Here is a 24,772-nt window from a genome sequence, read left to right on the forward strand (position 1 = left end):
TAACATAGCTTTCTCTTTTTTGGACAACCTAAACTTTAGAAATAATGGCATGAGGTGATGATCATGAAAATAGAAAGGTCGTCCGAATGGGAAGCAGGCTTTATCAATAAACTGAATGAACATGAGAAATGGGATAGTTGGGCATTGTACAAGATGAATTATGACATTGTGAAAATGAAGCTAATTCCTGATTTCAAAGGTTTACAGGCGACGAAGTATTTACCAAATTTAAAGCCGCTTAAGCACCAGTTGGAAGCAGCAGAGACAGTCATTGAACGTATGAATGGTAAAGCGATTTTAGCTGACGAAGTAGGTCTTGGTAAAACAATCGAAGCAGGTTTAGTTTTAAAGGAATATTTGATTCGAGGCCTCGTTAAAAAAGCATTAATATTAGCTCCAGCATCTCTTATTAATCAGTGGGTTGAAGAATTAAGTATAAAGTTCCACATTCCGGCAGTAGCTTATAAGAAAAATGTTCAGATTGAGCGCCATGATGTCCTTATTATGAGTATGGATACGGCAAAGAAGAGTCCTCACAAAGAGCGTATTTATGAGCAGGATTACGACATGATAATTATCGACGAGGCTCATAAACTAAAAAATCATAAAACACAAATTTATGAATTCGTACAAAGCTTAAAGAAAAAGTTTTGTTTATTATTAACGGCTACACCGATTCAAAACGATGTTTTTGAATTATTTTATCTTATTTCTTTACTTAAGCCTGGTCATCTTGGCAATTATGATACATTTCAATCTGCATTTTCGGCAAGTAAGCATGATTTAGAGCATAACGATTATTTAAAGGAATTAGTGAATCAAGTGATGGTGAGGAATAGGAGGGAGGACACGGGCATTGAATGGACAAATCGCCGTGTTCAAATTGTCCCTATTCGATTTACGAAGGAAGAAGAGGAAGTTTATAATTTGCTCGGAACGCTTCAAAATACAGGCTCTTTTTCAATGATTACATTGCAGAAGGAAATGTGTAGTAGTAAAGAGGCAACAGCCTTGACGTTATCTAATATGCTTGAAGACAATGCACAATCACAAGAAATTGAAGATATACTAGCAAAATTAATGGCATTAGAAGTGAATTCAAAGGCGAAAAAGACACTTGAAATAGTCGAACAGGCCAAGGATAAAGTGATAATTTTTACAGAGTATAGGGCTACTCAAATTTATTTGCAATGGTATTTACATTCTAACGGTATTACGAGTGTCCTGTTCAACGGTAAATATAATAAAAGCAAACGTGATTATATGAAGCATCTTTTTAAGGAAAGGGCACAGGTTCTAATCGCAACAGAGGCAGGTGGTGAGGGGATTAACCTTCAATTTTGTCATCATGTCATTAACTATGATTTGCCATGGAACCCTATGAAGCTAGAGCAACGGATTGGTCGTGTGCATCGTTTAGGGCAAGAGCATGATGTTCATATTTATAATCTCGCTATAGCCAATACAATTGAAGAGAATATATTAGCATTACTTCATACGAAAATTGATGTTTTCGAAAAGGTAGTAGGCGACTTAGACGCGATTCTATCTAACTTTAAAGAATCTGTATAGTGTAAGGGAGAAGGACTATGTATCCACAGCAAGTTCATAGTTATTTACGAGAATTTTTTAATGAAAATAATTGTCCTATTTTAAGGGAAGATCAGCATTATCTCACGGTACAATTAACAGTTGATATTGATAAAAGAATAATGAATCGCCCTTTTTATTGGCAATACGTAGAGGCTACAAATACTGAGGCAAATCCAGCTCAAGTAACTTTTATTACAGATCAAACGGCATCAGCTGGGAGCCTTTATGGCGAAGCTATTCATTTCGGTTCTCCGAGAATGAACCAGCTCTTTCAAGCAACAAGGGAGCTAGGAGCTTATGTTCAGCTTTTTGAGAAGGTGGATGCCGCAATAGGGCAAGTTATCCTTACTCCGTGGTTAGGTGTTAATTTTAAAGTGTCATATTGCTGTGACCAAACGAAAGAAATGCTTTATTCATTTGGTATAAACTTGCTAACTGGGGTCATAAAAGAGGATTTTCAAGAGACGATATGTACATCAGATTTCGACACTGTTCCAGCAGATAATGCTTTTCATGTACAGTTTATTATAAAGCCCCTTCGAGCACTTGAAAGATTAAACACTACTATTGAAAAGATCATTGAACAAGATGATCATTCATGGGCTACTGAAGCCAAAAAACGATGGCGACGTGATCAGCGAGTACTCGATTATTTTTATGAAGAGGAAGATGACAAACCAGAATGTTATGATGTTGAAAAGAAGGCATTAGAGGAACAATACGATACAAAAATTAAAATAGAAATTATTAATGGTGGAATATTTTATCTTTATTAAACGAGGAGCTGTCCTAATGGTTGGACAGCTCCTTGTCATTTAATCTTCTTCAAAAATACTTTGTAGTTGCGCCAATTTATTATCCCAAAACAAATCAAAGTACTGTAGCCAGTCTTCAATTTCTTTTAGTTTTTCGGCATGTAATGTGTATATTTTTTCTCGTCCCTTTTTTTGGGCAGAGACTAGCTTAGCTTGTTCTAAAATTTTTAAATGCTTTACGACAGCAGTTCGGCTAATAGAAAAATTCTCAGAAATAAGTGAGATCGGTTTATCACTTGAGGCAAGTAGCTGTAGGACATGACGTCTTGTTGGATCAGCAATTGCTTGAAAAACATCATACTTTACAGCAAGTGGTGTCATTGCGATTCCACAACTTCTTTTAATTTATTGCCGATAAGCATTGTCCAGCCACCATCCATTGTTCTACGAATAGCCTCAGCAGACATGTTAGCTTTAGGAATGATATGTGAAGCTTCTTTCCAGCCACCATGAGTTAATGTAAATTCTGTTTGCTCACCAATTTCCTTCAGTTCAAACGTAACAAACCATCCATCTGTATCCCACGCAAAACGAACAAAATGTGGAGCATCTACTTGTTCTACTCGGCATGGCGAAGGGCCAAACGGTGATTGTATTGTAAATTCATGCCCTTCAACTGGCTTAAAATTGTTTGGCATAAGCCAAGAAGCAATCTTTTCAGCGTCTGTTACTGTTTCCCACACTTTTTCAATCGGTGCATTGAGTGTAACTGTTTTAACGATGTTCTCTAGTTTCTCAGTCATTTAAAATGAACTCCTTTATAAAAAAATATAACCATAAGGTGTTATGAATATATAACACCTTATGGTTGCATGTCAATTATAATTACTTTGGATAAATTTTCACATCACGTCTTTTGGTGTAGTGGTACATATGATAAAATTATTTTTATAATTTTCTGATTAAAAAAGGAGGTATTTAAAGTGGTGAACATGTCTGTCTTTTTATTAATGTGTATTTTATTAATTATTTTGCCTGGTCCGGATACGGCGATTGCAACAAAAAATACACTTACTGTAAGTAGAAAAGGGGGCTTACAGACTTTACTTGGTTCGTGCTGTGGATTATTGATACATACATTTGCAGCAGTTATTGGACTTTCCGCGATTGTTGTAAAGTCAGCATATGTATTTGCCATTTTAAAATACGTCGGAGCGGTCTATTTATGTTATCTAGGTATCAAAACTTTATGGGCATTACGAACAATACGTACGCAGCCTCCTGTAGTGCAAGACGAGACCCAAATTGATCATAAATATTCGCAGCAATCATGCTTTAAGCAGGGCTTTTTAACGAACGTAACAAACCCAAAGGTGGCTGTATTTTTTCTCACATTTCTACCTCAGTTTGTAGATGGCAAGAGCGGTACACTTATACCGTTTCTTATTATGGGACTTATTTATACGGCGTTAACCGGATTTTGGTTTGTGTTTTATGTTTACTTATTGGATAAAATTAGCGCATTTATGAAAAAGCCAAAGACGAAAGCTGTAATCGAAGGATTGACAGGTGCAGTGTTAATTGGCTTTGGCATTAAATTGGCATTAGAAAAAGCCTAGTAAGATTTTTATTAAAAAATCTATATACTAAAGTACGAAAAAAGAAGATAAAGTTTTTTTAATTTTACAACCCCGTTCTAAATTTAGGACGGGGTTAAAAATAAAGTTGTTTAAACTTCACTAAAAAATCTTAATTTCTTATTCTAATTTCCAATAAAGTGTATCCTTAAATTTCTCTGGCTTTTTACATAGCTTTCTATAATAATTCCACAGTCTGTGCAAATAATGTGTTCAACAACTCAACCTATACTAGGCTTATTATCTGGGTACATAACTGCAGACCCAGTTCCCTAACTCCTTCACACCACATTTTGTACATTCTATTACTTTCGTAGAATACTTCAATTTGAAACCCTCTTCTTATACATGTAAATTAACAATTTCCCTGATATATCCATTATCTACTGTTGTAAATAATTTATATATTAATTCCATTAAATAAATATTTATCCTTTTCTATTCCGATAACGTTACATTGCTTGTATAAGCCATCCCTCTTCTTCAAAGAGTGGAGTGTCCTGTTCTTATTCAATATTTCCATTGTGTTTGATCTACATGTTTTTAAGAAGAAGGATAAAGTAGAAAATGAGGAGAATCTATTACTAAATAGGGAGTTTTGGAATATTTTTTATAACAAATTTGAATAGATAGGAGGTATCTATATGGAGTTGCGAGATTTAAAGGCTTTTATGACCGTTGTTGAACACGGGAGTTTTTCAAAGGCAGCTAATGAATGCTTTATATCACAGCCTTCATTAAGCAAAAGCATTAAAAAGTTGGAGAATGCTCTTCATGTAGAGTTGTTAAACCGATCTACACGCAATATAGAATTAACAGACGCAGGTAGTATTGTTTATAAACAAGGTCAAAAAATAATACGTTCTGTACAAGATTTACATATATTATTGGATGATTTATCGAACATCAAAACAGGTACGATTAAATTAGGAATTCCGCCGCTAATCGGCACACTATTTTTCCCTGAAATTGCACGAAAGTTTCATAAGCAATATCCTAAGGTGCATTTAGAGCTTGTGGAACGGGGAGCTAAAATGATCGGAACGTTAGTAGAGAATGGCGATGTTGATATGGGAATTGTCGTTATACCTACAGATGAAAGGAAATTTTCTGTCCAATCATTTGTGGAAGATCAATTTTTTGTCTTTATTAATGAATCCCATCCTCTAGCTCAGCAAAAACATATTCGATTACAAGATTTAAAAAATGAAACATTCATTATCTTTACAGAGGAATTCACATTACATGATTATGTGATTAAATCATGTAAAAGCGTAGGATTTACGCCAATAGTTGGTTATAAAAGCTCGCAGTGGGATTTAATAGTGGAGCTAGTATCCTCGAACTTAGGGATGACACTTTTACCATATTCAATTGCCGCAAAGCAGACGAACAAAAATGTAAAAATTATACCGTTACTTAACTTTGACATGCCATGGCGTTTAGGTGTTATTACAAAGAAAAATACTTATCAATCCTTTGCGTTAAAGCAGCTACTCCATACAATACGTTCTGAAAGTTGATTTATGCACTTTTAGAATAAACAGTATTCTAATTAATTCCTTTACTTATAAAATGGTAGTAAGGTAGAATTTTTCTTAATAAACGAGAAATTTTAGGGGGTTTCGATATGGGGAAGGGGAAAGTGTGGAATTCGTTTGAGGAGGCCGTCGCTGACATTAAAGATGGAGATATGTTAGCAGTAGGGGGCTTCGGGCTATGTGGAATCCCTGAAAAATCAATTGCATCGCTAGTTCAAAGGGGAACAAAGGACTTAACGGTCGTAAGCAATAACTGCGGTGTGGATGATTGGGGTTTAGGTCTTTTATTAGCAAATAAACAAATTAAAAAAATGATCGCATCCTATGTAGGTGAAAATAAAATTTTTGAGCAGCAATTTTTAAGCGGAGAGCTTGAAGTAGAATTGACACCACAAGGTACGTTAGCGGAGCGCATGCGAGCTGGCGGAGCTGGGATTCCGGGTTTTTACACAGCTACTGGAGTCGGAACACCAATCGCTGAAGGGAAAGAAGTAAAGGTTTTTGATGGCAAGGAATATATTTTAGAAAAAGGTATTGTCGCAGACTTTGCACTAGTCAAAGCATGGAAGGCGGACAAGCTAGGTAATTTAGTTTTCAGAAAAACATCACGTAACTTCAATCCACTAGCTGCAATGGCAGGAAAAATTACGATTGCAGAAGTAGAGGAAATTGTTGAAGTTGGAGAGCTAGATCCAGATCATATTCATACACCTGGTGTGTTCGTACAGCGGGTTTTACTCGGTGGCAATTATGAGAAGCGTATTGAGCGTTTGACGGTAAAAAAGGAGGATGCGTGATGGCTGATACAAGACAAAGAATAGTAAATAGGGCGGTAAAAGAAATACAAAATGGCATGAACGTCAATTTAGGTATTGGTATTCCAACGCTAGTAGCCAATGCAATTCCACCTGATTATGACGTCCTTTTACAATCAGAAAATGGGCTTCTTGGCATTGGTCCATATCCAACAGAAGACGTGGTCGATCCTGATTTAATTAATGCAGGTAAAGAAACGGTTACTGCAGTTCCGGGTGCCTCCTTCTTCGACAGTGCCGAATCATTTGCCATGATTCGTGGAGGCCATATCGATCTGGCTATTTTAGGTGGCATGGAAGTATCTGAAACTGGGGACCTTGCGAACTGGATGATTCCAGGGAAAATGGTGAAAGGTATGGGAGGCGCCATGGACCTTGTAGTTGGGGCGAAAAGAGTAGTCGTCGTGATGGAGCATGTCAATAAAAACGGTGAGTCAAAAATAAAAAAGCAATGCGAGCTGCCTTTAACAGGAAAGGGTGTTGTGCATAGATTAATTACAGATTTGGCTGTTTTCGATTTTACAGATGAAGGGATGCAGCTTATAGAATTAGCAGAGGGTGTCACGGTAGAGGAAGTAAAAGAGAAGACCGCTGCTTCTTTTAGTGTTGCTTTAACTTCTTTCAGTAAATGTCTCCCACCTCTATAGATGGTGAGATGAATGCGGATTTAAGCTACTTTTCGGTAGATGTCCAAACACCCGCTGAAGAAGTTAAAGCCTCTGGCAGATGTCACGGAATCGGAAAGGAGTTCTTTGTGCAAGCACAAAGCCGATTCCAGACGCAATTATGCCAAGGCATAATTGATCATCATAAATTAAATGAAACCAGTTCTTTGATAGAGCTGGTTATTTTTTATTAGGAGTAATAATAAATGGATATACATGAGCTGAAATGCGATATTATAAAGCAATTTAGAGATAGGTCTATAAAAGAGAGACCGTTCATTGTTGCGATTGATGGATTAGGTGGTGCAGGCAAGTCCACTGTAGCTAACAAACTGGCGAAGGAGCTACAATCGATTTGTGCTGTAGAATTAATCCATATAGATAATTATATCGTAGAAAGCAATAAACGTTATGATACTGGCCATGCAGAATGGTATGAATACTATTATTTACAATGGGATGTTGAATTGATTAGAAATAGTATGTTGTTACCATTGCATAAAAACAAGTTACAATTCCAACTACCATTTTATAATCAATCATCAGATACCGTTAACGATAGAAAAATAAAATTAGAAACGAATAGTATTCTTGTGATCGAGGGAGTATTCCTTTTAAGACATGAATGGAAGAACTTTTATGATTATCGTTTATTTCTAGACATCCCTCGAACAGTTCGAGAGGAAAGAGTGTTACAAAGGGATACCTATCTTGGAGATTTTCAAGGACGGCTAAATAAGTATCAAAGAAGATATTGGCCAGCCGAGGAGTATTATTTAGAAAAAGAAAATCCATTAGCAGCTGCAGATAAAATTTGTGATTTTATAAAGTAGAATTGTCGCTTCGCGGGTATTTCTGAAGAGCATAAATGTTGATTGTGATTTTTCAGACTATTGGCTGTTCTCTAGCTCTATTTTGCCATTATACAATGATGGAAAAGGAGAAAATTAACTATGAGACAACAATGGTCAGATGAATTACAGGTGGCACAGGTACGTGTAGCAAGACCGACTGATAAAATAAAGGAAATTGAAGAGTTTTATTGTGAAGGTGTAGGGTTAGAAAAAATAGGCTCTTTTTCAGGACATCGAGGCTACACTGGCATCATGATTGGTCTTCCGAATGCCAGTTATCATTTGGAGTTTATAGAGCATATTGAAGGAAGTCCTTGCCCAGCACCAACAAAGGATAATTTGCTCGTACTATATATTCCAAAGCACTCAATCATACAGCGTATTGCCGAACGCTTATTACAAATGGGCTATCCTGAGGTAGAGCCAGAAAATAGATATTGGGCTGAAAAAGGCGTCACAATTGAAGATCCCGATGGCTGGCGTCTAGTGTTAATGAACACAGAGGGGATTTAAATTCTTTTCAGCAAATGTTTTAAGTACCGAAAGCGAAGCGGCAGGTGCAAATGTTTTAAGTACCGAAAGCGAAGAAGGAGGTACAAATTTTCTAACTTTTATACCCTGAGTGGTATTGAAATGCGGCATTTAATAGGGAAGGGTAGAAAAGGTGTTTGATAGGAAATTTATTACAAAAATCTTTGTTTGAAGCAATTGAAAAGATACCCCTTCGCGTATACACAATGGGGTATCTTGTCTTGAAATGCTCTATTGTCCTAAAGAAGCCTCTTGATGATAATGAGTAGCAGTAGATTCAATATCTAGCTGGGTATAGTTTGCCCAATTAGTCTTTTTAAAATCTTCCTCACTAAAGTAAATATTTAATAATTCATTCATAGATTTGTTCCCATTTGGTTCTGTTAACGGAGCAGACCAGCTAATAGATGGAGTTTTAACACTAGGTAGCTTAGACAGCTCAGCAAATATTTTAGTGGAATCCTTTAGCATTTGATTTTTCATACCTTTTTTCACATCAGTATCCTGTATAGAGATTGATACGGTGCCATTCTTTTCTTCCACAGAGAATTTGTTTTTAACGATAGCTCCTACTATATCTTCAACTGAAGTATTTTTATCGACAGCAACTTCCTTTGGAGCAGTATTTTTCCCGCAAGCTGATAATAAAAGTGTGGCTAGTAAAAATAAATAAAATAACTTTTTCAATGTAATAACCTCCCTTGTTACTACCATATATGCGCAAAATGGAGGGGAATTATACAAAAAGAAGATAGCTTTTTTCAAGATTAACATGGAGTTACATCCTCGTTTTAAATGCGGTTCACGATAAAGAGCAGAAAAAACAATTGGAGGTATTCAAAAATGAACTTTTCAGAGTTTAAAAACTGTCTTTTGACAATAAGCGAAATAATTTATTTTGATAACAATGAGTATCTTCGTGAAAAACTTCTAATCCGTTTAGATTAAAAGAAATGATAGACATTGCTGAAAATTTACTTGCAAATACAAAAAGTGAAGATAAGAAATATTTTCTAATGGGAACGCTGGGGAACTTTTATAGAATTTACGGAGAACCACAAAAAGCCATTAATATTTTATCGGAATGCATTATAATTGCCTGCGACCAGAAAGATAGCAATCGAGAAATCGTGTCATTAATACGTCTAGGGGAGGCAATTAAATATAACGGTCATCCAATGGAAGCATTGGAAATCTTCAACGATGTTTTAGATAAATGTAAGGTAAACAATAATATGTTATATATGGACTTTGCCATGCAACATAAAGGAAAGTGTTTGTTAGAATTAGGAGAAATTGCAGAGGCAGAAAAATGCTTTAAAGAAACATTAACGTTAAGAGAATTTAAAGGTGATGAACCACTTATTGAATCTACTCGACAAGCATTGAATTATATAAAAAATGAACAACTAAGTATCTTAATGAATAGCCGAAAAAGATCACATATACTTATAAAATAAATTGAAGGATTTATGGGTGATAATTTATCTTCGTAAGTTCATTTAAATCAGTATAATTTGAATTAATTTTACAAAAACTTGTAGTAAGCGGAGACCATCAGACATGATGGTCTTTTTTTATAAAGCGATCGTGTAAGCGTATACACTTTTCGCAGAGTTTTTTTCTTTTAACTATTGAATTGCTAGTGAAAACAATGGTATAGTGAAGTTATTTGTCTGACGTCTAACTACATACTAACGGTTTTAGATTTATGGCTGTTATTTAAGTGTCAATAACGGAGCATAATGAGCAAAAATATGTCTTTGTAGTTTCGGATATCTAATCCTAAAAATTATCAATATTGGAGGAACTCATGAATTACTTAATATCCATTTGTGGATTGCTACTTGTTTTTGTTTTAGCTCTGTTAATGAGTAAAAACAGAAAAGAAATAAAATATAAAAACATAATTATTATGTTGATCATCCAATTTTTATTTGCAGCAATACTGTTAAATACAAAGTTTGGTTATGTTCTAATTAAAGGATTTACAAAAGTATTTGATCAATTATTGTCTTACGCAAGTACGGGCATAACTTTTGTTTTTGGTGGTTTAGCAAATGAAGGGGAGTATTCCTTCTTCTTAAATGTGTTATTACCAATTGTATTTATATCTGCATTGATAGGGATCTTACAGCATTTTAAAATTCTCCCTTTCTTCATGAAATGGATAGGTTTACTTTTAAGTAAAGTAAATGGCATGGGGAAATTGGAATCGTATAATGCTGTTGCGTCTGCAATGGTAGGTCAATCTGAAGTATTCATTACTGTAAAAAAGCAATTAGATAAAATTAGTCCACAGCGAATGTATACATTATGCGCATCTGCAATGTCAACAGTTTCTATGTCAGTTGTTGGTGCATATATGACGATGATTGAACCGAAATATGTTGTAACGGCGATTGTATTGAACTTGTTTGGCGGATTTATTATTGTTTCAATTATTAATCCGTATACAGTAGAAGAAAACGAAGATATTTTAAAAATTGAAAATGAGCATAAGCAAACTTTCTTCCAAATGCTTGGAGAATATATCATGGATGGCTTTAAAGTAGCCATCATTGTTGGAGCTATGCTAATCGGTTTCGTAGCATTAATGGATTTAATCAATTCACTATTTGATATGATTTTAGGTATATCCTTCCAAGATATTTTAGGTTATATCTTTGCACCAATCGCTTTCTTAATGGGTGTACCTTGGGCGGAGGCTATTACTGCCGGAGGAATTATGGCGACTAAATTAGTAACAAATGAATTTGTTGCAATGACAAGCCTTGGAGAAGCAGCGAAGTCTATGAGTGCACATACAGTAGGTATTATTTCAGTCTTCCTTGTATCCTTTGCAAACTTTGCATCTATCGGTATTCTTGCTGGAGCGGTAAAAGGCTTGAACGTAAGACAAGGGGATATAGTTGCTCGTTTTGGTTTAAAGTTGTTGTATGGAGCAACACTCGTTAGTATTTTAACGGCTACAATTGTAGGTATCGTAATCTAATAAAAATTGAACTGCATTCCAATGGATAGACACATCTATTGGAATGCAGTTTTTTATGATTAAAGTGAGTGGCTATTGCAATCATGGATGGCTAAATCGGTCCAACGACATGAGGTATTTTAACTTCTACCATATAAAAAAAAGCCACTTTAAAGTGACTTAGAAAACTACAAAGACCTCCGTTGTTAAGATAGTCGTTTTGTTGAAGTATTAGTGGAACCTTTTCGAATAAAATGGATAAATATGAGTAGTATTAGTTGGAATAGTACGACGAATAAAAATACAATACCCAAAATAATGAATGCTACCATTTTAAGTTCAGGAGTTTGAACTACCCCTGCAGAATCAACTGTTCTTAACCCAACAAATAATGCCCCAGCAGCAAAAATGAATAGCCATACAATATTTAGGGCCCACCATATTTTCATACCCAAAATAAATATCTCCTTTCTATTCTAGAGTCGAACGAAGACCCATAATCATTCTAAAACCAACACGCTGATTAATAAAAGTTATCCCTAACTTTTGTTGATAAATTTAAATGCTCCAATTAATGCTTCTCCTTTAATGGTATAATTGTAACACTTTCCCTTTTTGTAGGGAACAAACTTTAGGCGGTATGATATCTCAGCCTCAAGACTGATTTCCTTATAATTCATAAAAATCAATGACTAATTAAATGAACAAAAAACAGATAACCATTATCAGCTCATGTTGATAAAAAAATCACCCTCCAATATGAAGGGTGATTCGTCAAAAGCCTTGTTGCTGTATTAAAAAAGCTTCTTGTTATAATGCCTCCAATAAATTCCCCATAAAAAAATCTCCCATAGTTTTCACTATGAGAGATACTTCAAAGCCTTGTGGCTGTATGATTAAATTAAAAAGCCGCGTATGCCGTAGTTATTATAGAAAGTTTTAAACCACCACTCCTCAAAGTGGGTGTTCGCAGAAGCTTTCCTGCTTATCCTCATGCACCATGGTGTGAGGCCCGTCATTCCAACTCCAATAATAAAACTCCCTTTTACAGCTTAAAGGTTAAAACTTAATATTGTACGAACAATGCAGCCTTTAAGGATATAATAAGGCATGTTAAACGAACTTGCAAGTAAGATGGTTTGTACAAAAAAGTCAATGGGCGAGTGTCCCAATTCAAACGTTTTCAAAATGAAATATCTCCAAAAACATGAAACCGATTCATACTTTATTCACAAATGCGAACGAAAAATACGAACAACCTTTACTTAGTAGGGCGAAGTATGTAAGATAAAGGGGCATATATAGGGTTTACCTAGAAAAAAAGTAAAGGGAGGAAGCAGAAATGGCAGCTTATCCAAATTGTCCGAAATGTAATTCTGAATACACATATGAGGATGGAACAAACTTTGTATGTCCAGAATGTGCACATGAGTGGAGCACTGATGGAACGGAGCAGGAGGCAGATACGCTAATCGTAAAGGATGCTAATGGCAATCTACTTGCGGACGGCGATTCTGTTACAGTTATTAAGGATTTAAAAGTTAAGGGTAGTTCTTCAACATTAAAAATTGGGACAAAGGTGAAAAGCATTCGTCTCGTTGAAGGCGATCACAATATTGATTGTAAAATCGATGGCTTTGGTGCAATGAAATTAAAGTCAGAGTTCGTTAAAAAAGCATAATTACTACAAAAAGAGTCGTGAAATGAATCGCTCCAACTTAATGTTGGAAGGGCATTCTAAATCGACTCTTTTTTTATTTCTAGATATAGGAAGTTGTCATTGAGACAACTTCTTTCTGCAAGGTGGAACATTATCTTTTAAACTTACGAAATAAAATTGCAAAAGCAGAACCGATTAGTGCGAAAATAGTATGTAAAAGTGCTATGTAGCTAGCTCCAATCAACAGTGTACCGATTTCTGCGAATGAGTAGTAGGTGACATAGAGTGGGTTATTGATATTGTCAATAATGGCCCATACAAAAACAGGTACAGAGCTGATGGCAAAAACAATCCAAATATTTTTGTAAAAGAAATAAGTAAGACAGCCAAAAATTGCGTACGATACAACAAAGCTTGTTTGATTGCCAAGTAAAGAAGAGTTAATGGCAAACATAAAGGATAGTACGATAAAAACAAGATGGAAAAATGTTACCGTTCTTTTCATTAGTAAATGATAGCCTAGTGCTTGCTTTGAAGTATCGAGCTGCTGACAATGCTCACAATTAGCTAAATGGTGTTCGACAAATTGGATAGTAGTTGCTTGGAGCGCTTGTTTCTTATACAAAGGTAATAAATCCTCTACAATTGAACATTCCTGTGACAAAAGCTTCCCTCCAATCGCTCCTTTCTATTATACGACTTTTTGGAGGAAATAAAAAAAGCCTTCCGCGAGTTCATTCGTTCGGAAAACTTGTACATGCACCTATTTAATTTGATGTTAATACTTCATTTGTCAAAGCTTGAATATCAATATGTGTTTTTTCCTTCACAGCATCCTTCAGAATCTCAGTACGGAAATAATGAACCGTAGCTTCAAGTGGAATAGCTAAAAGCTTGGAAAGAGCAGATTGATACATATACACAAATTCTTTATCTGTGTTTCCGCGTTTTAGCTCCGCAAAAGCTTCATAAAATTGGTCAAGCTTATCAGCAAACTCAAGTAGGCGGCCTTCTATAGTGCTGTCCTTACCTTCTTTCATGCGCTCAATGAAGATAGCTTGAAACTCATGTGGAATCTCATCAATAATGAATTTTTCCATCATTTTTTCTTCCACATGTGCAAGCATTTTTTTAAGCTCTGGGCTTGCATGCTTTACCGGAGTTTTAATATCACCGATAAATACTTCAGCAAAGTCGTGATTGATGGTTTTTTCATATAATGATTTCCAATTGATCGTAGCTCCATTCATTTCCTCAAGTGTGGCAAAGAACATCGCATACTGTGACACCTTCCAAGAGTGAGCAGCCACATTGTGCTCTTCGAATTTGAAGCGTCCAGGGCATCGAATAATACGCTCTAAATCGTTAAGACTTGTAAAAAATTGATGAATACCTATAAAAATCACTCCTTTTTGTTCTATATGTGCATGTTACTATAATCCATACCCTCTTTGTGCAAATTTCAAACAACTTTACAATGATTCAATTTGCGTTTACAAAGGATTCACAATTGGCGATAAAGCGAACTTGTGTTGAATGCTATAATGAGGGGGAATGATTCAATTATGTGTTCACATAATTGCGTCCGGAATCGGCTTTGTGCTAGCACAAGGAAATCCTTTTCGATTCCGCGAAAAGGGGAGTGCGCAACATGATTTCAATTTATACAATTCTTCTTTACATACATATTTTAAGTGCTGTTCTTTCGATTGGGCCTTTGTTCGTTGTTCTAACAATTGTTAAGAAAATGCGTACAGCGTCTCATGTTGAAATGTCGCCTTATATTGAGGCATTTAAAGGAGCAATTACGATCGTCAAGCATTCGGGGCATGTTCTTGTTGCATCCGGTATTTTATTAATGTGGCATGCCGGCTATCATTGGAGTACCTCGTGGATTGTTCTTACATTCCTCGTGATGTTTGCCTCCATTGTTTTTTTAGCAAGAGCGTTCAAGCCAACGTTGCAGACATTCAACACACCTGCCTATGACCAGCAAAAATTTGCTGCACTGCTACATCGCAAAGCATGGATGTACATTTTGTTATTGCTAATCATGTTATGGCTAATGGTAGCAAAGCCTGTGCTTTGGTAAAGAATAAAAATCGCACCCTGAGAGGAGTGCGATTTTTTCATATTGTTAATAAACTATTATATCGATTAAATAAGATGCACGAGACAGGCGAGACCCTGCACGGAGCGCAAGCGGAGGAAGTGGCTCGACGCTCGCCCACTGGAAAGCGAGTAGCCTGGAACGGAAATCCTCCTCATTTGATACGCTATAACATTTACAAAGATATCCTTGGATTTTGTTTTTCATCAATTGCTAAGCAAGCGTTTGAAATAACTTTTCCGAATAAATATATAACTAACGAAGAACAGGGCAAAGAAGCATAAAGAGCTCACCATAGAGACCTGTAAAAATGCTGTTGAAACCATTGCTCGCATGGCAAACAAGGTAGCGAATAACATCGTAATGGCTATCGCGAATGGTACAAATATAAGGATGGCCAACTCCTTAGAAACAACTGTGAGTAACTCTTTTTTAGATAGCCCAAGTTTTCGTATACCTTCATACTTTTCTTTTTCCTGAAGAAGTGTTGTTTGTAAATAGAAGTAGAGTATACTCATAGCCGCACTTAAGAAAATCAAGCTCAACATAGAGCCGATAAAGAACATAACACTTTTTGTAAACATCTCTGCCTCATATAATTCGATTTTTGACGTTACATAACGTTCCTCATATATATGTGGGAAATCCTCAATAATTTTTTTCGCCAACTCTGTATGTGCCGTCCAATTGTCTAGTTCAAATAAGTAGGTTTTGTAGACAGGATATCTGATGCTGTTATAAACTTCAACAGGCACAATAAAATACGTTTGTTGGAAACCTGTTGTTAATAGATTTTTTGCATTTACTGATACAAGCTTAAATAGCTTTAGATATTTGTCGTCACTTACATTCGTAATAGGATATGTTTTATGATTACCAGCAACTGCTATAAATTCATCTGCACCTAAACTAATCTTTTCGTTGTGTAACAAGTTATAATCGGAAACTGACATATAACCGATTCGTTGATCTTCATTCGATTTAAACTCAATAAAAAATTTTTGTGAATCCACTGTAGATAATTTTTTTTCAATACTTTCAATATCCGCTTCTATCTTACTTGGATCAGCCTTAGGAGGGGCGATATACTGAAAACTGTATGGATAATTCGCCTCACTATCTTTTTCAACATTATAGTAAGAACTAAATAAAATGCTTGTACATAAAAATACACCGCTTAATAAAATAGTGATTAAAAATAGCATATTTGCATGTGATTTCATTTTTGCATTGAGATTGGAAGCCAGTAACATATTCGTTTGTTTCATATAGGCTGACGATTTCTCAAAAACTTTTAGCAGGGAGCGCATTCCTTGTGAGATGATTAAATAAATTGTACAAAGAACACTCACGAAAAACGCTACATAGAAAATAAGACCGAGACTACCTACAATGTCATGTTCTATTTTTAACAAATAGCCTAAACTAATGGAAATCATAATGCTAATGAATAATAAAAGATAATGTGATTTTATTGACTTTTCGATAACAACATCACTTTTTAATAGTTGAATGGAAGCTTCTTTATTAATAAATCTTGTCATTACTTTTGAAATAACAACGAATAATACAACGAATAAGCCAATAGTTATCACGATTGCTTTAATAGGGAAATACATACCGAAAGCTTCTGCCTTTAAAACAACTTTGGCGCCCATTAAGAAGAGAGGTGCAATGACAAGCCCGAGAATAATAGCTGTAATAATCGCCATGCTACCGATTAAAATATTCTCTCGAAAAACGAGCTTACGAATTTGTTTCATCGATGCACCAGTAATCATAAAAATACCTAGTGTTTTTGTTTTCTTCTTTAAAAAGGCCATGATGGAATAGGCGATATAGATAAATGAAAACAAATAGACGAGCAAACTTGCTAACATTAATGCAAGGCCAAGTGTTGAGTCTGGATCTAAACCTGCAAGACTTGGATGAAATACAATGACTGTAAATAGAAAGAAAATAATGATCGAGAACATACTGCTAAGGAAATACGAAACATAGGTCCATTTATCACGTAAAATATTTTGAACAACGATATGATTAAAGCTCATGCTGTCCACCACCTAAAAAAGCAAGTGTGTCCATGATTTCCTGGTAAAATTGTTTACGATTATGACCACGATGAATTTCGTTATATAATTTACCATCCTTAATGAATATAATACGATTTGCGAAACTTGCTACATAAGGATCATGTGTCACCATTAAAATGGAAGTTTTAAGTTCTGTATGAATAGAACTAAATAAATTCATGACATCATTTACTGCTTTTGAATCGAGATTTCCTGTAGGTTCATCTGCCAACAATAAACTCGGTTCATGAATAACCGCACGAGCAATAGCTACGCGCTGTTTTTGCCCACCAGAGATTTCATAAATTCGTTTTGAAAGCAGTTCTTCAATTCCAAGAAACTGAGCTATATGTTGAAGTCGTTGCTGCATTTTATCGGCAGGTAAACTATCTAAAGTTAACGGTAATAAAATGTTTTCTTTCACGGTTAATGTGTGAACAAGATTAAAATCTTGAAAGACAAAGCCTAATTCTGAACGACGGAACTTTGCAAGTTCTTCATCATCTAAAGAATAAGGATTTCTATTATTTATAAGAATTTCGCCAGCGGTAGGGCGATCGATTGTTGACACGCTATTTAAAAATGTAGTTTTTCCACTTCCAGAAGGCCCCATAACGGCTACGAATTCGTTCTCACCAAGCTGAAAATCTATACCTTTCAAAGCCTTATATGTGATCTCGCCGATATATTCTTTTTGCAGATTGGTTACTTGTAGGATTGAGCTTCCCATTTTTGAACAACTCCCTTACTTCGATTGAATAGCTTAAGTATAAAGAAGGAGCAGCATTTTACCTATTTGGTTAAATGACGTTAATATGACAAAGTTGTCATATTGGCTTATAATCATGATTTTTTCACGCTATTTGAAAAGTCAATGGAAAAGGTTGTGACGCCCTCATGGGATTGTAAAGTAAAAGGGTGCTCTAATATAGTTAAAATTTTTTTCACTAAATACAAGCCTATACCTGTTGCTTCACCGCTCGTTCTACCTTTCATACCTGTATAAAATAAATCAAAGACACGTGAAATTTCACTCTCCGGAATTGTTTCTCCACAGTTTTGAATGCGTAAAGTAGCTTCATCGTCAATGATTTGAATAGAGCTTTCAGACTCAGCATATTTAATGGCGTTATTGATAATTTGATAAAGCACAATCTTTAACCATTTACGATCTGAATAAATAATTGTATGTTCATCAATCGTCACTTTTGGAAAAATTTCTTTGGCGATGAAATAATCCTTTAAATCATTAACAACTTCCTTCGTAAGCTCCTTTAATGAAAGTGCTTCTATTTTTAAATCAGCCACTAGATTGGACGTGCGTTCATACGTTAGTAGCTGATTCAAGGTAAACGTCAGCTTATCGCATTCTTGATTAATTGTTTGCAAATGCTCTGATTGGTTAGTTGCATTAGATTGGATCATCAGTTGAATAACCGACAATGGCGTTTTCATTTGATGGGCAAAATGTGAAAGTACAAGCTGTTTTTCTTTCCCTTGCTCCTCTAAATATTGCTGCTGTGTTAAGTATAGATATTGCATTTGTCGTAGTTTTTGGCTATAGGCTTGCTCCATTGTAGCCTGTGGTTCATGCAGATAGAGATCATCCCCTGTTAATGTGCTCTTTTGTAAATGTGTATAGAGCTTTCTTCTTCGAAAATAACGTCCAATCAACCAAACGGTAAATAGGAAGCTCACGAGAAAGATGAAGTAAAGATAGTGCGAAGCTAAATCATCCAGGGAATGAATAATCCAGGGTAATAATAGAAAGCTTACACAATAAAGAATAATTACACTTACATGATCTCGAAAGAAGAGCTTCATTCTTCTGCCTCCACTAATTGATAACCAAGTCCGCGAATTGTTTTAATTTCTAGTCTAGATTGGATAGCTTCGAATTTTTTGCGCAATCGGCCAATATTAACTGATAAAGTGTTTTCCTCAACGAAGGATTCATCATCCCAAATAGCACTTAACAATTTTTGACGAGGAACAACATTAGGGTAAGATTCAAATAGTAATGTGCTAAGCTGCATCTCTTTTAATGTTAGTAGGCTCTCATACTTTTCAGTGTAAAGGCGAACTGTATTAGTATTTAATGTTGTATTTGCAATGGAGATTGAATTAGAATCGGAGGAAGCATATTCTCCGTATGTACGACGAATAAGACCATTCACCTTTGCCATAAGCACATCTAGCGAGAAGGGCTTCGTAATAAAATCATCCGCACCATTTTCAATACCATATACTTGATCGATTTCATTGACACGAGCAGATACAATAATAATAGGGCAGTTGGATAGCTGACGGATTTTGCGCGACCAAAAGTACCCATCGTAGGTTGGTAAGTTAATGTCCATAACAACGAGATGGGGTTGAATTGCTTGAAATTCCTCTACTATTTGATTAAATTGTTGAACGGTATAGCATTCAAATTGATATTTTGATAAATGCTCCTCAATGATTTTTGAAATATTGATATCGTCCTCTATTATGTAAATTTTGTACATAGTATCGACCTTTCTTTTTTTTGCTCATCACTGAAAGTTGGGAATAACATTTGTTTAAAACGTATGTCATGTAAATAAGTTGATTGAAGTGGAGACTGGGCGACTCCTTGGGGATCAGCGTCACAGATGAGACCCTGCAGCGAAGCGGCAGCAACAATTGTTTTATCTGTGCGAAAGCGAAGCGGCAGCAACAATTGTTTTATCTGTGCGAAAGCGAAGCGGCAGCAACAACAAATGTTTTCTGTAGCGGCAGCTACAAAGCGCCCAGTTGGAACGGAAATCAACTCCACGTTATGCTGAGTAGCCTTCTTCTTATTTATACATTTTTAATGTACCCTGATTTTAAAAAATCCATTAATATTCTCTATTGAATATAGCAATTGTAACTTGAAATTATAAAAAAGAGCCACCACAAACCCAATTAGGAATGTGATGACAGCTTTCATTTATTTTTTTGGAATATGGAAGGTGATAGTTGTTCCTTCATTTAACGTGCTATTAATTTGTAACCTCTGTCCGTAAATCCTTTTAAGACGTAAATCTGTATTACGTAGACCTACGCCAGAGTTTGGCGAATCGCTACCGGATTGTAGTTCATCTAATAGACTTGGATCAATCCCAACCCCATTATCTATAACACTTATTGCAACATGATTCGGACAATCTTTTATACGAATACAAACTGTACCGCCTTCTTCCTGTTTTAATACACCATGAACAATTGCGTTTTCCACTAAAGTTTGTAAGGAGATAGGGGGATTTCAATATTAATATTGTCATCAATATCCCATTCGATTATTAGTAAGTCTCCAAAACGCTGCTGACTAATATAGAGATACGACCGTACTAGCTCTAACTCATCCTTAAGTGATACTACTCGCTGTAAATTCCGCACATCGAAGCTGGCATGTAGATATTCACCAAAATGATGCATTAAGTCAATCATTCGGTCTGTATCGATCGTACTAAGCGATGCAATTGAGTTTAATGTATTAAATAAAAAATGAGGCTGTATTTGAGCCTGAAGCCAAGCTGTTTCTATATGTAGTCGTTGATTGATGCTATATTTTAAATCGATTAAGGCTCTACTTCTTACCTTTAACTCTAAAGAATTAATGGGCTTTGTCACATAGTCATTTGCACCATGGGCGAAACAAGTATAAACATCCTCGGAACAATTTCGAGCCGTTAATATTAAGACAGGTAATTCAAGCAATGAGTAATGCTCTCGAATAATTTCAGTTAATGCATAGCCTGATATATAAGGTAACATTGCATCAATAATGACTAGATCCCAATCTTCTTGCTGTAGCAATTCTAATGCCTTCTCACTACTAATAACTGTAGTAACAGCATACTCTGAAGTTGCAAATAAACTATGCATAATTGTTAAGTTAACAGGATCATCATCGATCATTAAAATGTTGAATTGCTTTTCCGTTATAGATGAAGAATTTTTTTCTTCAACAAGAAGATGGGTGTCCTCTTCCTCGATATATGCTTGGTCCTCATTAACATTTTCAACTGCTAATGGTAAGGTGAAAAAGACATCTGATCCTTTGTTAGGAATAGAGTGTTTCTGTAAAGTTCCTCCGTGTAATTCGATCAACCTCTTTGAAATTAATAATCCAAGGCCGATCCCATCATTATTATCATTTCCTTGTTTGTAAGGGGAAAATAGACGACTTTGGATATCATCATCCATTCCTAACCCAGTATCGTGAATATGGATAACAGCCATGTTATTTTCTATTTGGGCGCTGATTTTTATAGATCCTGCTCTCGTATATTTAATGGCATTGTGTAGGAGATTAAAAAGAATTTGAATCAATCGATTTTCATCGGCCACCACATTAGGGAATGACCTAGGAATTGTGGAACTCATTTGAATCTGTTTACCGATTGTTATAAAGCGTAACAAGTCAAAAACGCCATAAACTGTACCTTGAATGCTGACGTTCTGTTTATGGAGATGCAAATTACCTTCTTTTAAACGAGTAAAGTCTAATATGTCATTTAATGAAAATGACATGCTCCTCCCGATATCAATAAGATGCTTTAGGTTTTGTTTATCATCAGCCATAAGCTTATTGTTTGGATTATCGTAAATGGATTGTCCTAACGTAATCATTTTATTCATCGGATCCCATAGCTTTTGTGAGCTACTGGATAAAAATTTATCTTTCAAAGCATCGTCTTTTTGTAATTTAGCAATCAATTGATTAATCTGCTCTTTATTTTCAAAAAAACGTTTAAACCAATAGCCTGAGAAACCGAGCATCATAAACAAATAATCGAATGGATACATTGGTATATCAAAAAAATAGTTGGATTTGATATATATACGCCCATATGATGCCGTTCATTGTACCAAGGGCTGTCAATGCAATAAATGCAGTGCTTTGCGTTTGATTTTCAAGATACTCTCTTAAAGCAAGTACTACTACAGATAAAAATGAAATGATATACAGTATAAAGTAAAGAGGATTTATTATGTATAACCAATTAATCGGTAAGACGATAGTAAAAAATGCTGAAAGGGCGTAGAAAGCAAAGAGCCACTGAAAGCTTTTAGCATGACGATATTTGACTAGTAAAACATGCATAAATTGAACAAAGAAAAAAGAAGACCCAATAAAAATAAAAGAAGATAACTTAAAAGACCATACATAATCAAGATGTAACCAGTTGAGTATAGATTGATCATATGAAATTAACTCATCTGCTAAAGGTAAAAGAAAGCCTATTGTGAACAGTAAAACAACTGGTTTTGGATAAATAAACAAGAATACAAGGCTACTAAAAAGTGCAAACAACAAGAGCGTTATTGAAATGTAGCAAAAGATAAATTGTTAATAAATTGTTGGTGCGCCATAGCTGAAGCGGAGGTAAACCAAATTTTTTTATTAATAGTAGGGCTTATTGCTGTATCGAAATTAGATACGTGTAAAATTATGTCAAGTTCAGGTTGCTCATTTGTAAAGTAATGCGTATGAGTAGCGGCTTGACCGTGATGACTATGTGAATCAGTAGCTACTTTTCCTGACTGTTCAACTAACTTTCCGTTAAGATACAATGCTGAGGCAGTGGACACTGCTGGAATCCTAATGGCATGACGATTATCTTTGGGAGCATTGTCATTGAGTAAGATTTTTAAACGATATGTACCGTATCGTTCTGCGGTTGCCTCATGTTCTTGCATAGGAATCACCCGGGTAGCTTGTTCAAATGATTGGAGAGACTTGTTATGATCAATATTTAATGGATCTATTAATAATCCGGGATAGTAGAGCCATTCCCCATCTAAGTAAAGAACTTCTTTATCGGATAGCTGATGATCCCGTAGATCAAATACACCTTCCTTAGCAATCGGTTGCTCAATGGAAGGGAGAAAATAGGCTAGCCATAGTATACGAAGTGTAGTAAGAACTATAAAAATTAAAATGATGAAAAGCGAATGTCGTATTGTCGCTTTTTTAAACAGTGACATAAGAACCCCCAGAATTTACCGGATGTATTAAAAGGCCTATATTCACCATGCCATGAAATTTAGAAAATGGGAATAAGAAATTTATAAAAAAGATACTTTCGGACTAATCAGAAAGAGTTGATTTCCGCTTCGGGCTACTCGCTTTCACACGAGAGTAGCGTGAGATCTTAGCTCCCGCCTATTGTATGTGTCAATTATATTTTTAGGTGAATTATTTTTCATTAAGGGGAGAGACGTATGATTGCAAGGGGAGAAATAATCTAGTGTAGGTAAGTTCAAGTTAAAGCCTCCAGACGCGATTAGGCAAAAGGCATATTGATAATACATGTTTACCAACAAGTTTAGGCATCGAGGGTATCTTCTCGATGCCTAGAATTATTCAACAGATATAGCGTTAAACAGCTCAGTTGTTTCTTGCTCTGGTAAAATACCGAGATCTGTCATCAATATACTTTTAAAGGTGTTGTAAACCTTTACTGCACCTGCTCGATGATCTACTTCTATATAGTGTCTCATTAGCTGTTGGATGGTTTTATCGGAATAGGGGGTATGTTCTACTGTTAAAAGTAATATATGCTCTCGTTTTTCCACAGCATCTATTGCTGTATAGTGCTCTACTAAATCATGAAGTAAAAGAGTAAATTTGTTGTTCATAAAACTTGCTTTACTAGTAATCCAGGGATAATCTAATGAGGTCATAAACTCACCTTGGTAATTTTGTACGAGCGCCTCAGCTATCTCTACATCAATCTTACCAGTCTCCGTTTTACCATTTAAAATATGCTCCAAGTCATGGGCATCACATTGAAAATCCTCTAATTGCAAAAAATAGCAGCCATTTGCATACTGTATGACCTCTGAATAACCCAATGTTGAAAGCGTGGTGCGTAGATAGGAAACTGTTGTATGTAACTGAACTCGTGCCTTTTTACATTCCGTGTCTGCCCATAAAGTTTCGATGATTGTATCGCGAGGCACATGACTATTAAGATTGGAAAGAAGAAAGGCAAATAATTCTTTTGTTTTAAGCGTCCTCCAATGGATTGCTTTGTCATTATGTGAAACAACGAATCCTCCAAAGCATCGGATCGTAAGTGCGGGTTTATTTCGTACTTCTATAGGATTCGTTTTATTTTCTAGGTGAAGGAGTTCTTGGATTCTATTAATAGTTGTCTCTAGACGAGCTTTTGAAATAGGCTTTAATAAATAGTCAAGGGAGTGAATTTCAAACGCTTGTACTGCATAGTCTCGATACGCAGTGACAAAAACGATATAAATATTGTTGTTCCATTCTTTTAAAAGCTGTGCAATCTCTAAACCGTTCATGCCAGGCATTTCAATATCTAAAAATGCCACTTGGAAATCCAAGCTAGGCCCTACTATAAGCAGATCTTTTACAGTCGTAAAAGATCTAACGACCTCTATTGAATTAAATTCCTTTAACTTTTTCTCCATGTTTATAAGCGCTAAAGGTTCATCATCCATTACTATCGCTCGAATCAAACAGGCCACCAACTTTCTAATGTTTATTAACCTGATATCAATTATACCTCAGTGAAGTAGGT

Annotated in this window: 27 protein-coding genes and 1 other RNA gene; 12 read left to right on the forward strand and 16 right to left on the reverse strand. The window is 35.5% G+C overall.

Features of this window, described 5'->3' with window-relative positions; translation table 11 throughout:
• Nucleotides 1-57: 57 nt before the first annotated feature.
• Entirely contained in the window at nucleotides 58-1,572 is a 1,515-nt protein-coding gene (locus AC3WSO_RS02615; protein WP_492528468.1) for a DEAD/DEAH box helicase, read from the forward strand.
• Nucleotides 1,573-1,589: 17 nt separating this feature from the next.
• A complete protein-coding gene (locus AC3WSO_RS02620; protein WP_492528469.1) occupies nucleotides 1,590-2,369 on the forward strand; it encodes a YqhG family protein in 780 nt (259 codons plus the stop codon).
• 39 nt (nucleotides 2,370-2,408) lie between these two features.
• Here the strand turns inward: AC3WSO_RS02620 and AC3WSO_RS02625 are convergent, their stop codons facing one another.
• The gene (locus AC3WSO_RS02625; protein WP_492528471.1) at nucleotides 2,409-2,729 is read right to left on the reverse strand and encodes an ArsR/SmtB family transcription factor; all 321 of its coding nucleotides are present in this window, start codon (nucleotides 2,727-2,729) and stop codon (nucleotides 2,409-2,411) included.
• Nucleotides 2,726-3,151, reverse strand: a complete 426-nt coding sequence (locus AC3WSO_RS02630; RefSeq protein ID WP_492528473.1) for an SRPBCC family protein — start codon at nucleotides 3,149-3,151, stop codon at nucleotides 2,726-2,728. The genes AC3WSO_RS02625 and AC3WSO_RS02630 overlap by 4 nt, the downstream gene beginning before the upstream one ends.
• Nucleotides 3,152-3,331: 180 nt before the next feature.
• On the opposite strand from AC3WSO_RS02630, the gene AC3WSO_RS02635 reads away from it, so the two are divergent.
• The 6 genes from AC3WSO_RS02635 to AC3WSO_RS02660 all read left to right on the forward strand — a co-directional run bounded on the left by AC3WSO_RS02635 (nucleotide 3,332) and on the right by AC3WSO_RS02660 (nucleotide 8,373).
• Nucleotides 3,332-3,967 (forward strand): LysE family translocator, encoded by a 636-nt coding sequence (locus tag AC3WSO_RS02635; protein ID WP_492528475.1) that lies wholly within the window; start codon nucleotides 3,332-3,334, stop codon nucleotides 3,965-3,967.
• 662 nt (nucleotides 3,968-4,629) lie between these two features.
• Nucleotides 4,630-5,508 carry a LysR family transcriptional regulator gene (locus tag AC3WSO_RS02640; RefSeq protein ID WP_492528477.1) on the forward strand — a complete coding sequence of 293 codons (879 nt, stop codon included), beginning with the start codon at nucleotides 4,630-4,632 and terminating at the stop codon, nucleotides 5,506-5,508.
• 107 nt (nucleotides 5,509-5,615) lie between these two features.
• Nucleotides 5,616-6,323 (forward strand): CoA transferase subunit A, encoded by a 708-nt coding sequence (locus tag AC3WSO_RS02645; protein ID WP_492528479.1) that lies wholly within the window; start codon nucleotides 5,616-5,618, stop codon nucleotides 6,321-6,323.
• A complete protein-coding gene (locus AC3WSO_RS02650) occupies nucleotides 6,323-6,988 on the forward strand; it encodes a 3-oxoacid CoA-transferase subunit B (RefSeq protein WP_492528481.1) in 666 nt (221 codons plus the stop codon). The genes AC3WSO_RS02645 and AC3WSO_RS02650 overlap by 1 nt, the downstream gene beginning before the upstream one ends.
• Before the next feature lie 224 nt (nucleotides 6,989-7,212).
• A complete protein-coding gene (locus AC3WSO_RS02655; RefSeq protein ID WP_492528483.1) occupies nucleotides 7,213-7,839 on the forward strand; it encodes a kinase in 627 nt (208 codons plus the stop codon).
• 120 nt (nucleotides 7,840-7,959) lie between these two features.
• Nucleotides 7,960-8,373, forward strand: a complete 414-nt coding sequence (locus AC3WSO_RS02660) for a VOC family protein (protein ID WP_492528485.1) — start codon at nucleotides 7,960-7,962, stop codon at nucleotides 8,371-8,373.
• Between the two features lie 249 nt (nucleotides 8,374-8,622).
• On the opposite strand, the gene AC3WSO_RS02665 is transcribed toward AC3WSO_RS02660, so the two are convergent.
• Nucleotides 8,623-9,078, reverse strand: coding sequence for a hypothetical protein (locus AC3WSO_RS02665; protein ID WP_492528487.1), 456 nt, complete (start codon nucleotides 9,076-9,078; stop codon nucleotides 8,623-8,625).
• A 266-nt stretch (nucleotides 9,079-9,344) separates the two neighbouring features.
• Here AC3WSO_RS02665 and AC3WSO_RS02670 point away from each other — a divergent pair, with 266 nt between their 5' ends.
• Both AC3WSO_RS02670 and AC3WSO_RS02675 read left to right on the forward strand, forming a co-directional pair.
• A complete protein-coding gene (locus AC3WSO_RS02670; RefSeq protein ID WP_492528489.1) occupies nucleotides 9,345-9,851 on the forward strand; it encodes a hypothetical protein in 507 nt (168 codons plus the stop codon).
• 353 nt (nucleotides 9,852-10,204) lie between these two features.
• A complete protein-coding gene (locus AC3WSO_RS02675) occupies nucleotides 10,205-11,386 on the forward strand; it encodes a NupC/NupG family nucleoside CNT transporter (RefSeq protein WP_492528491.1) in 1,182 nt (393 codons plus the stop codon).
• Nucleotides 11,387-11,571: 185 nt separating this feature from the next.
• Here the strand turns inward: AC3WSO_RS02675 and AC3WSO_RS02680 are convergent, their stop codons facing one another.
• Together AC3WSO_RS02680 and ssrS are read right to left on the reverse strand one after the other, a co-directional pair.
• A complete protein-coding gene (locus AC3WSO_RS02680) occupies nucleotides 11,572-11,814 on the reverse strand; it encodes a DUF3923 family protein (protein WP_492528493.1) in 243 nt (80 codons plus the stop codon).
• A gap of 453 nt (nucleotides 11,815-12,267) precedes the next feature.
• A non-coding RNA gene (ssrS, locus tag AC3WSO_RS02685) (6S RNA) lies at nucleotides 12,268-12,460 on the reverse strand.
• A 247-nt stretch (nucleotides 12,461-12,707) separates the two neighbouring features.
• On the opposite strand from ssrS, the gene AC3WSO_RS02690 reads away from it, so the two are divergent.
• Nucleotides 12,708-13,046, forward strand: a complete 339-nt coding sequence (locus AC3WSO_RS02690; RefSeq protein WP_079563050.1) for a zinc ribbon domain-containing protein YjdM — start codon at nucleotides 12,708-12,710, stop codon at nucleotides 13,044-13,046.
• Between the two features lie 130 nt (nucleotides 13,047-13,176).
• On the opposite strand, the gene AC3WSO_RS02695 is transcribed toward AC3WSO_RS02690, so the two are convergent.
• The gene (locus AC3WSO_RS02695; RefSeq protein WP_492528495.1) at nucleotides 13,177-13,689 is read right to left on the reverse strand and encodes a zf-HC2 domain-containing protein; all 513 of its coding nucleotides are present in this window, start codon (nucleotides 13,687-13,689) and stop codon (nucleotides 13,177-13,179) included.
• A 103-nt stretch (nucleotides 13,690-13,792) separates the two neighbouring features.
• The gene (locus tag AC3WSO_RS02700; RefSeq protein ID WP_492528497.1) at nucleotides 13,793-14,431 is read right to left on the reverse strand and encodes a YfbR-like 5'-deoxynucleotidase; all 639 of its coding nucleotides are present in this window, start codon (nucleotides 14,429-14,431) and stop codon (nucleotides 13,793-13,795) included.
• 245 nt (nucleotides 14,432-14,676) lie between these two features.
• Here AC3WSO_RS02700 and AC3WSO_RS02705 point away from each other — a divergent pair, with 245 nt between their 5' ends.
• Nucleotides 14,677-15,117 carry a hypothetical protein gene (locus tag AC3WSO_RS02705; protein WP_079563055.1) on the forward strand — a complete coding sequence of 147 codons (441 nt, stop codon included), beginning with the start codon at nucleotides 14,677-14,679 and terminating at the stop codon, nucleotides 15,115-15,117.
• Between the two features lie 224 nt (nucleotides 15,118-15,341).
• On the opposite strand, the gene AC3WSO_RS02710 is transcribed toward AC3WSO_RS02705, so the two are convergent.
• The 9 genes from AC3WSO_RS02710 to AC3WSO_RS02750 form a co-directional block, all read right to left on the reverse strand.
• Nucleotides 15,342-17,186, reverse strand: coding sequence for an FtsX-like permease family protein (locus AC3WSO_RS02710; protein WP_492528499.1), 1,845 nt, complete (start codon nucleotides 17,184-17,186; stop codon nucleotides 15,342-15,344).
• Entirely contained in the window at nucleotides 17,176-17,937 is a 762-nt protein-coding gene (locus tag AC3WSO_RS02715) for an ABC transporter ATP-binding protein (protein ID WP_492528501.1), read from the reverse strand. The genes AC3WSO_RS02710 and AC3WSO_RS02715 overlap by 11 nt, the downstream gene beginning before the upstream one ends.
• Nucleotides 17,938-18,050: 113 nt before the next feature.
• Nucleotides 18,051-19,031, reverse strand: a complete 981-nt coding sequence (locus tag AC3WSO_RS02720; protein WP_492528503.1) for a sensor histidine kinase — start codon at nucleotides 19,029-19,031, stop codon at nucleotides 18,051-18,053.
• Nucleotides 19,028-19,717: a response regulator gene (locus AC3WSO_RS02725; RefSeq protein ID WP_492528505.1), complete on the reverse strand. Its 690-nt coding sequence runs from the start codon at nucleotides 19,715-19,717 to the stop codon at nucleotides 19,028-19,030. Before AC3WSO_RS02725 ends, AC3WSO_RS02720 begins: the two co-directional genes overlap by 4 nt.
• A gap of 446 nt (nucleotides 19,718-20,163) precedes the next feature.
• Nucleotides 20,164-20,451, reverse strand: a complete 288-nt coding sequence (locus AC3WSO_RS02730) for a sensor histidine kinase (protein WP_492528507.1) — start codon at nucleotides 20,449-20,451, stop codon at nucleotides 20,164-20,166.
• Entirely contained in the window at nucleotides 20,451-22,025 is a 1,575-nt protein-coding gene (locus AC3WSO_RS02735) for an ATP-binding protein (RefSeq protein WP_492528509.1), read from the reverse strand. Before AC3WSO_RS02735 ends, AC3WSO_RS02730 begins: the two co-directional genes overlap by 1 nt.
• Nucleotides 22,026-22,032: 7 nt before the next feature.
• Nucleotides 22,033-22,503 (reverse strand): hypothetical protein, encoded by a 471-nt coding sequence (locus AC3WSO_RS02740; RefSeq protein ID WP_492528511.1) that lies wholly within the window; start codon nucleotides 22,501-22,503, stop codon nucleotides 22,033-22,035.
• A 38-nt stretch (nucleotides 22,504-22,541) separates the two neighbouring features.
• Entirely contained in the window at nucleotides 22,542-23,207 is a 666-nt protein-coding gene (locus AC3WSO_RS02745; protein WP_492528513.1) for a hypothetical protein, read from the reverse strand.
• 375 nt (nucleotides 23,208-23,582) lie between these two features.
• Complete coding sequence (locus tag AC3WSO_RS02750; RefSeq protein WP_492528515.1) at nucleotides 23,583-24,710, reverse strand: response regulator; 1,128 nt, start codon at nucleotides 24,708-24,710, stop codon at nucleotides 23,583-23,585.
• Nucleotides 24,711-24,772: the final 62 nt, after the last annotated feature.

This window comes from Lysinibacillus sp. EB106-09-02-XG168 (assembly GCF_058791475.1).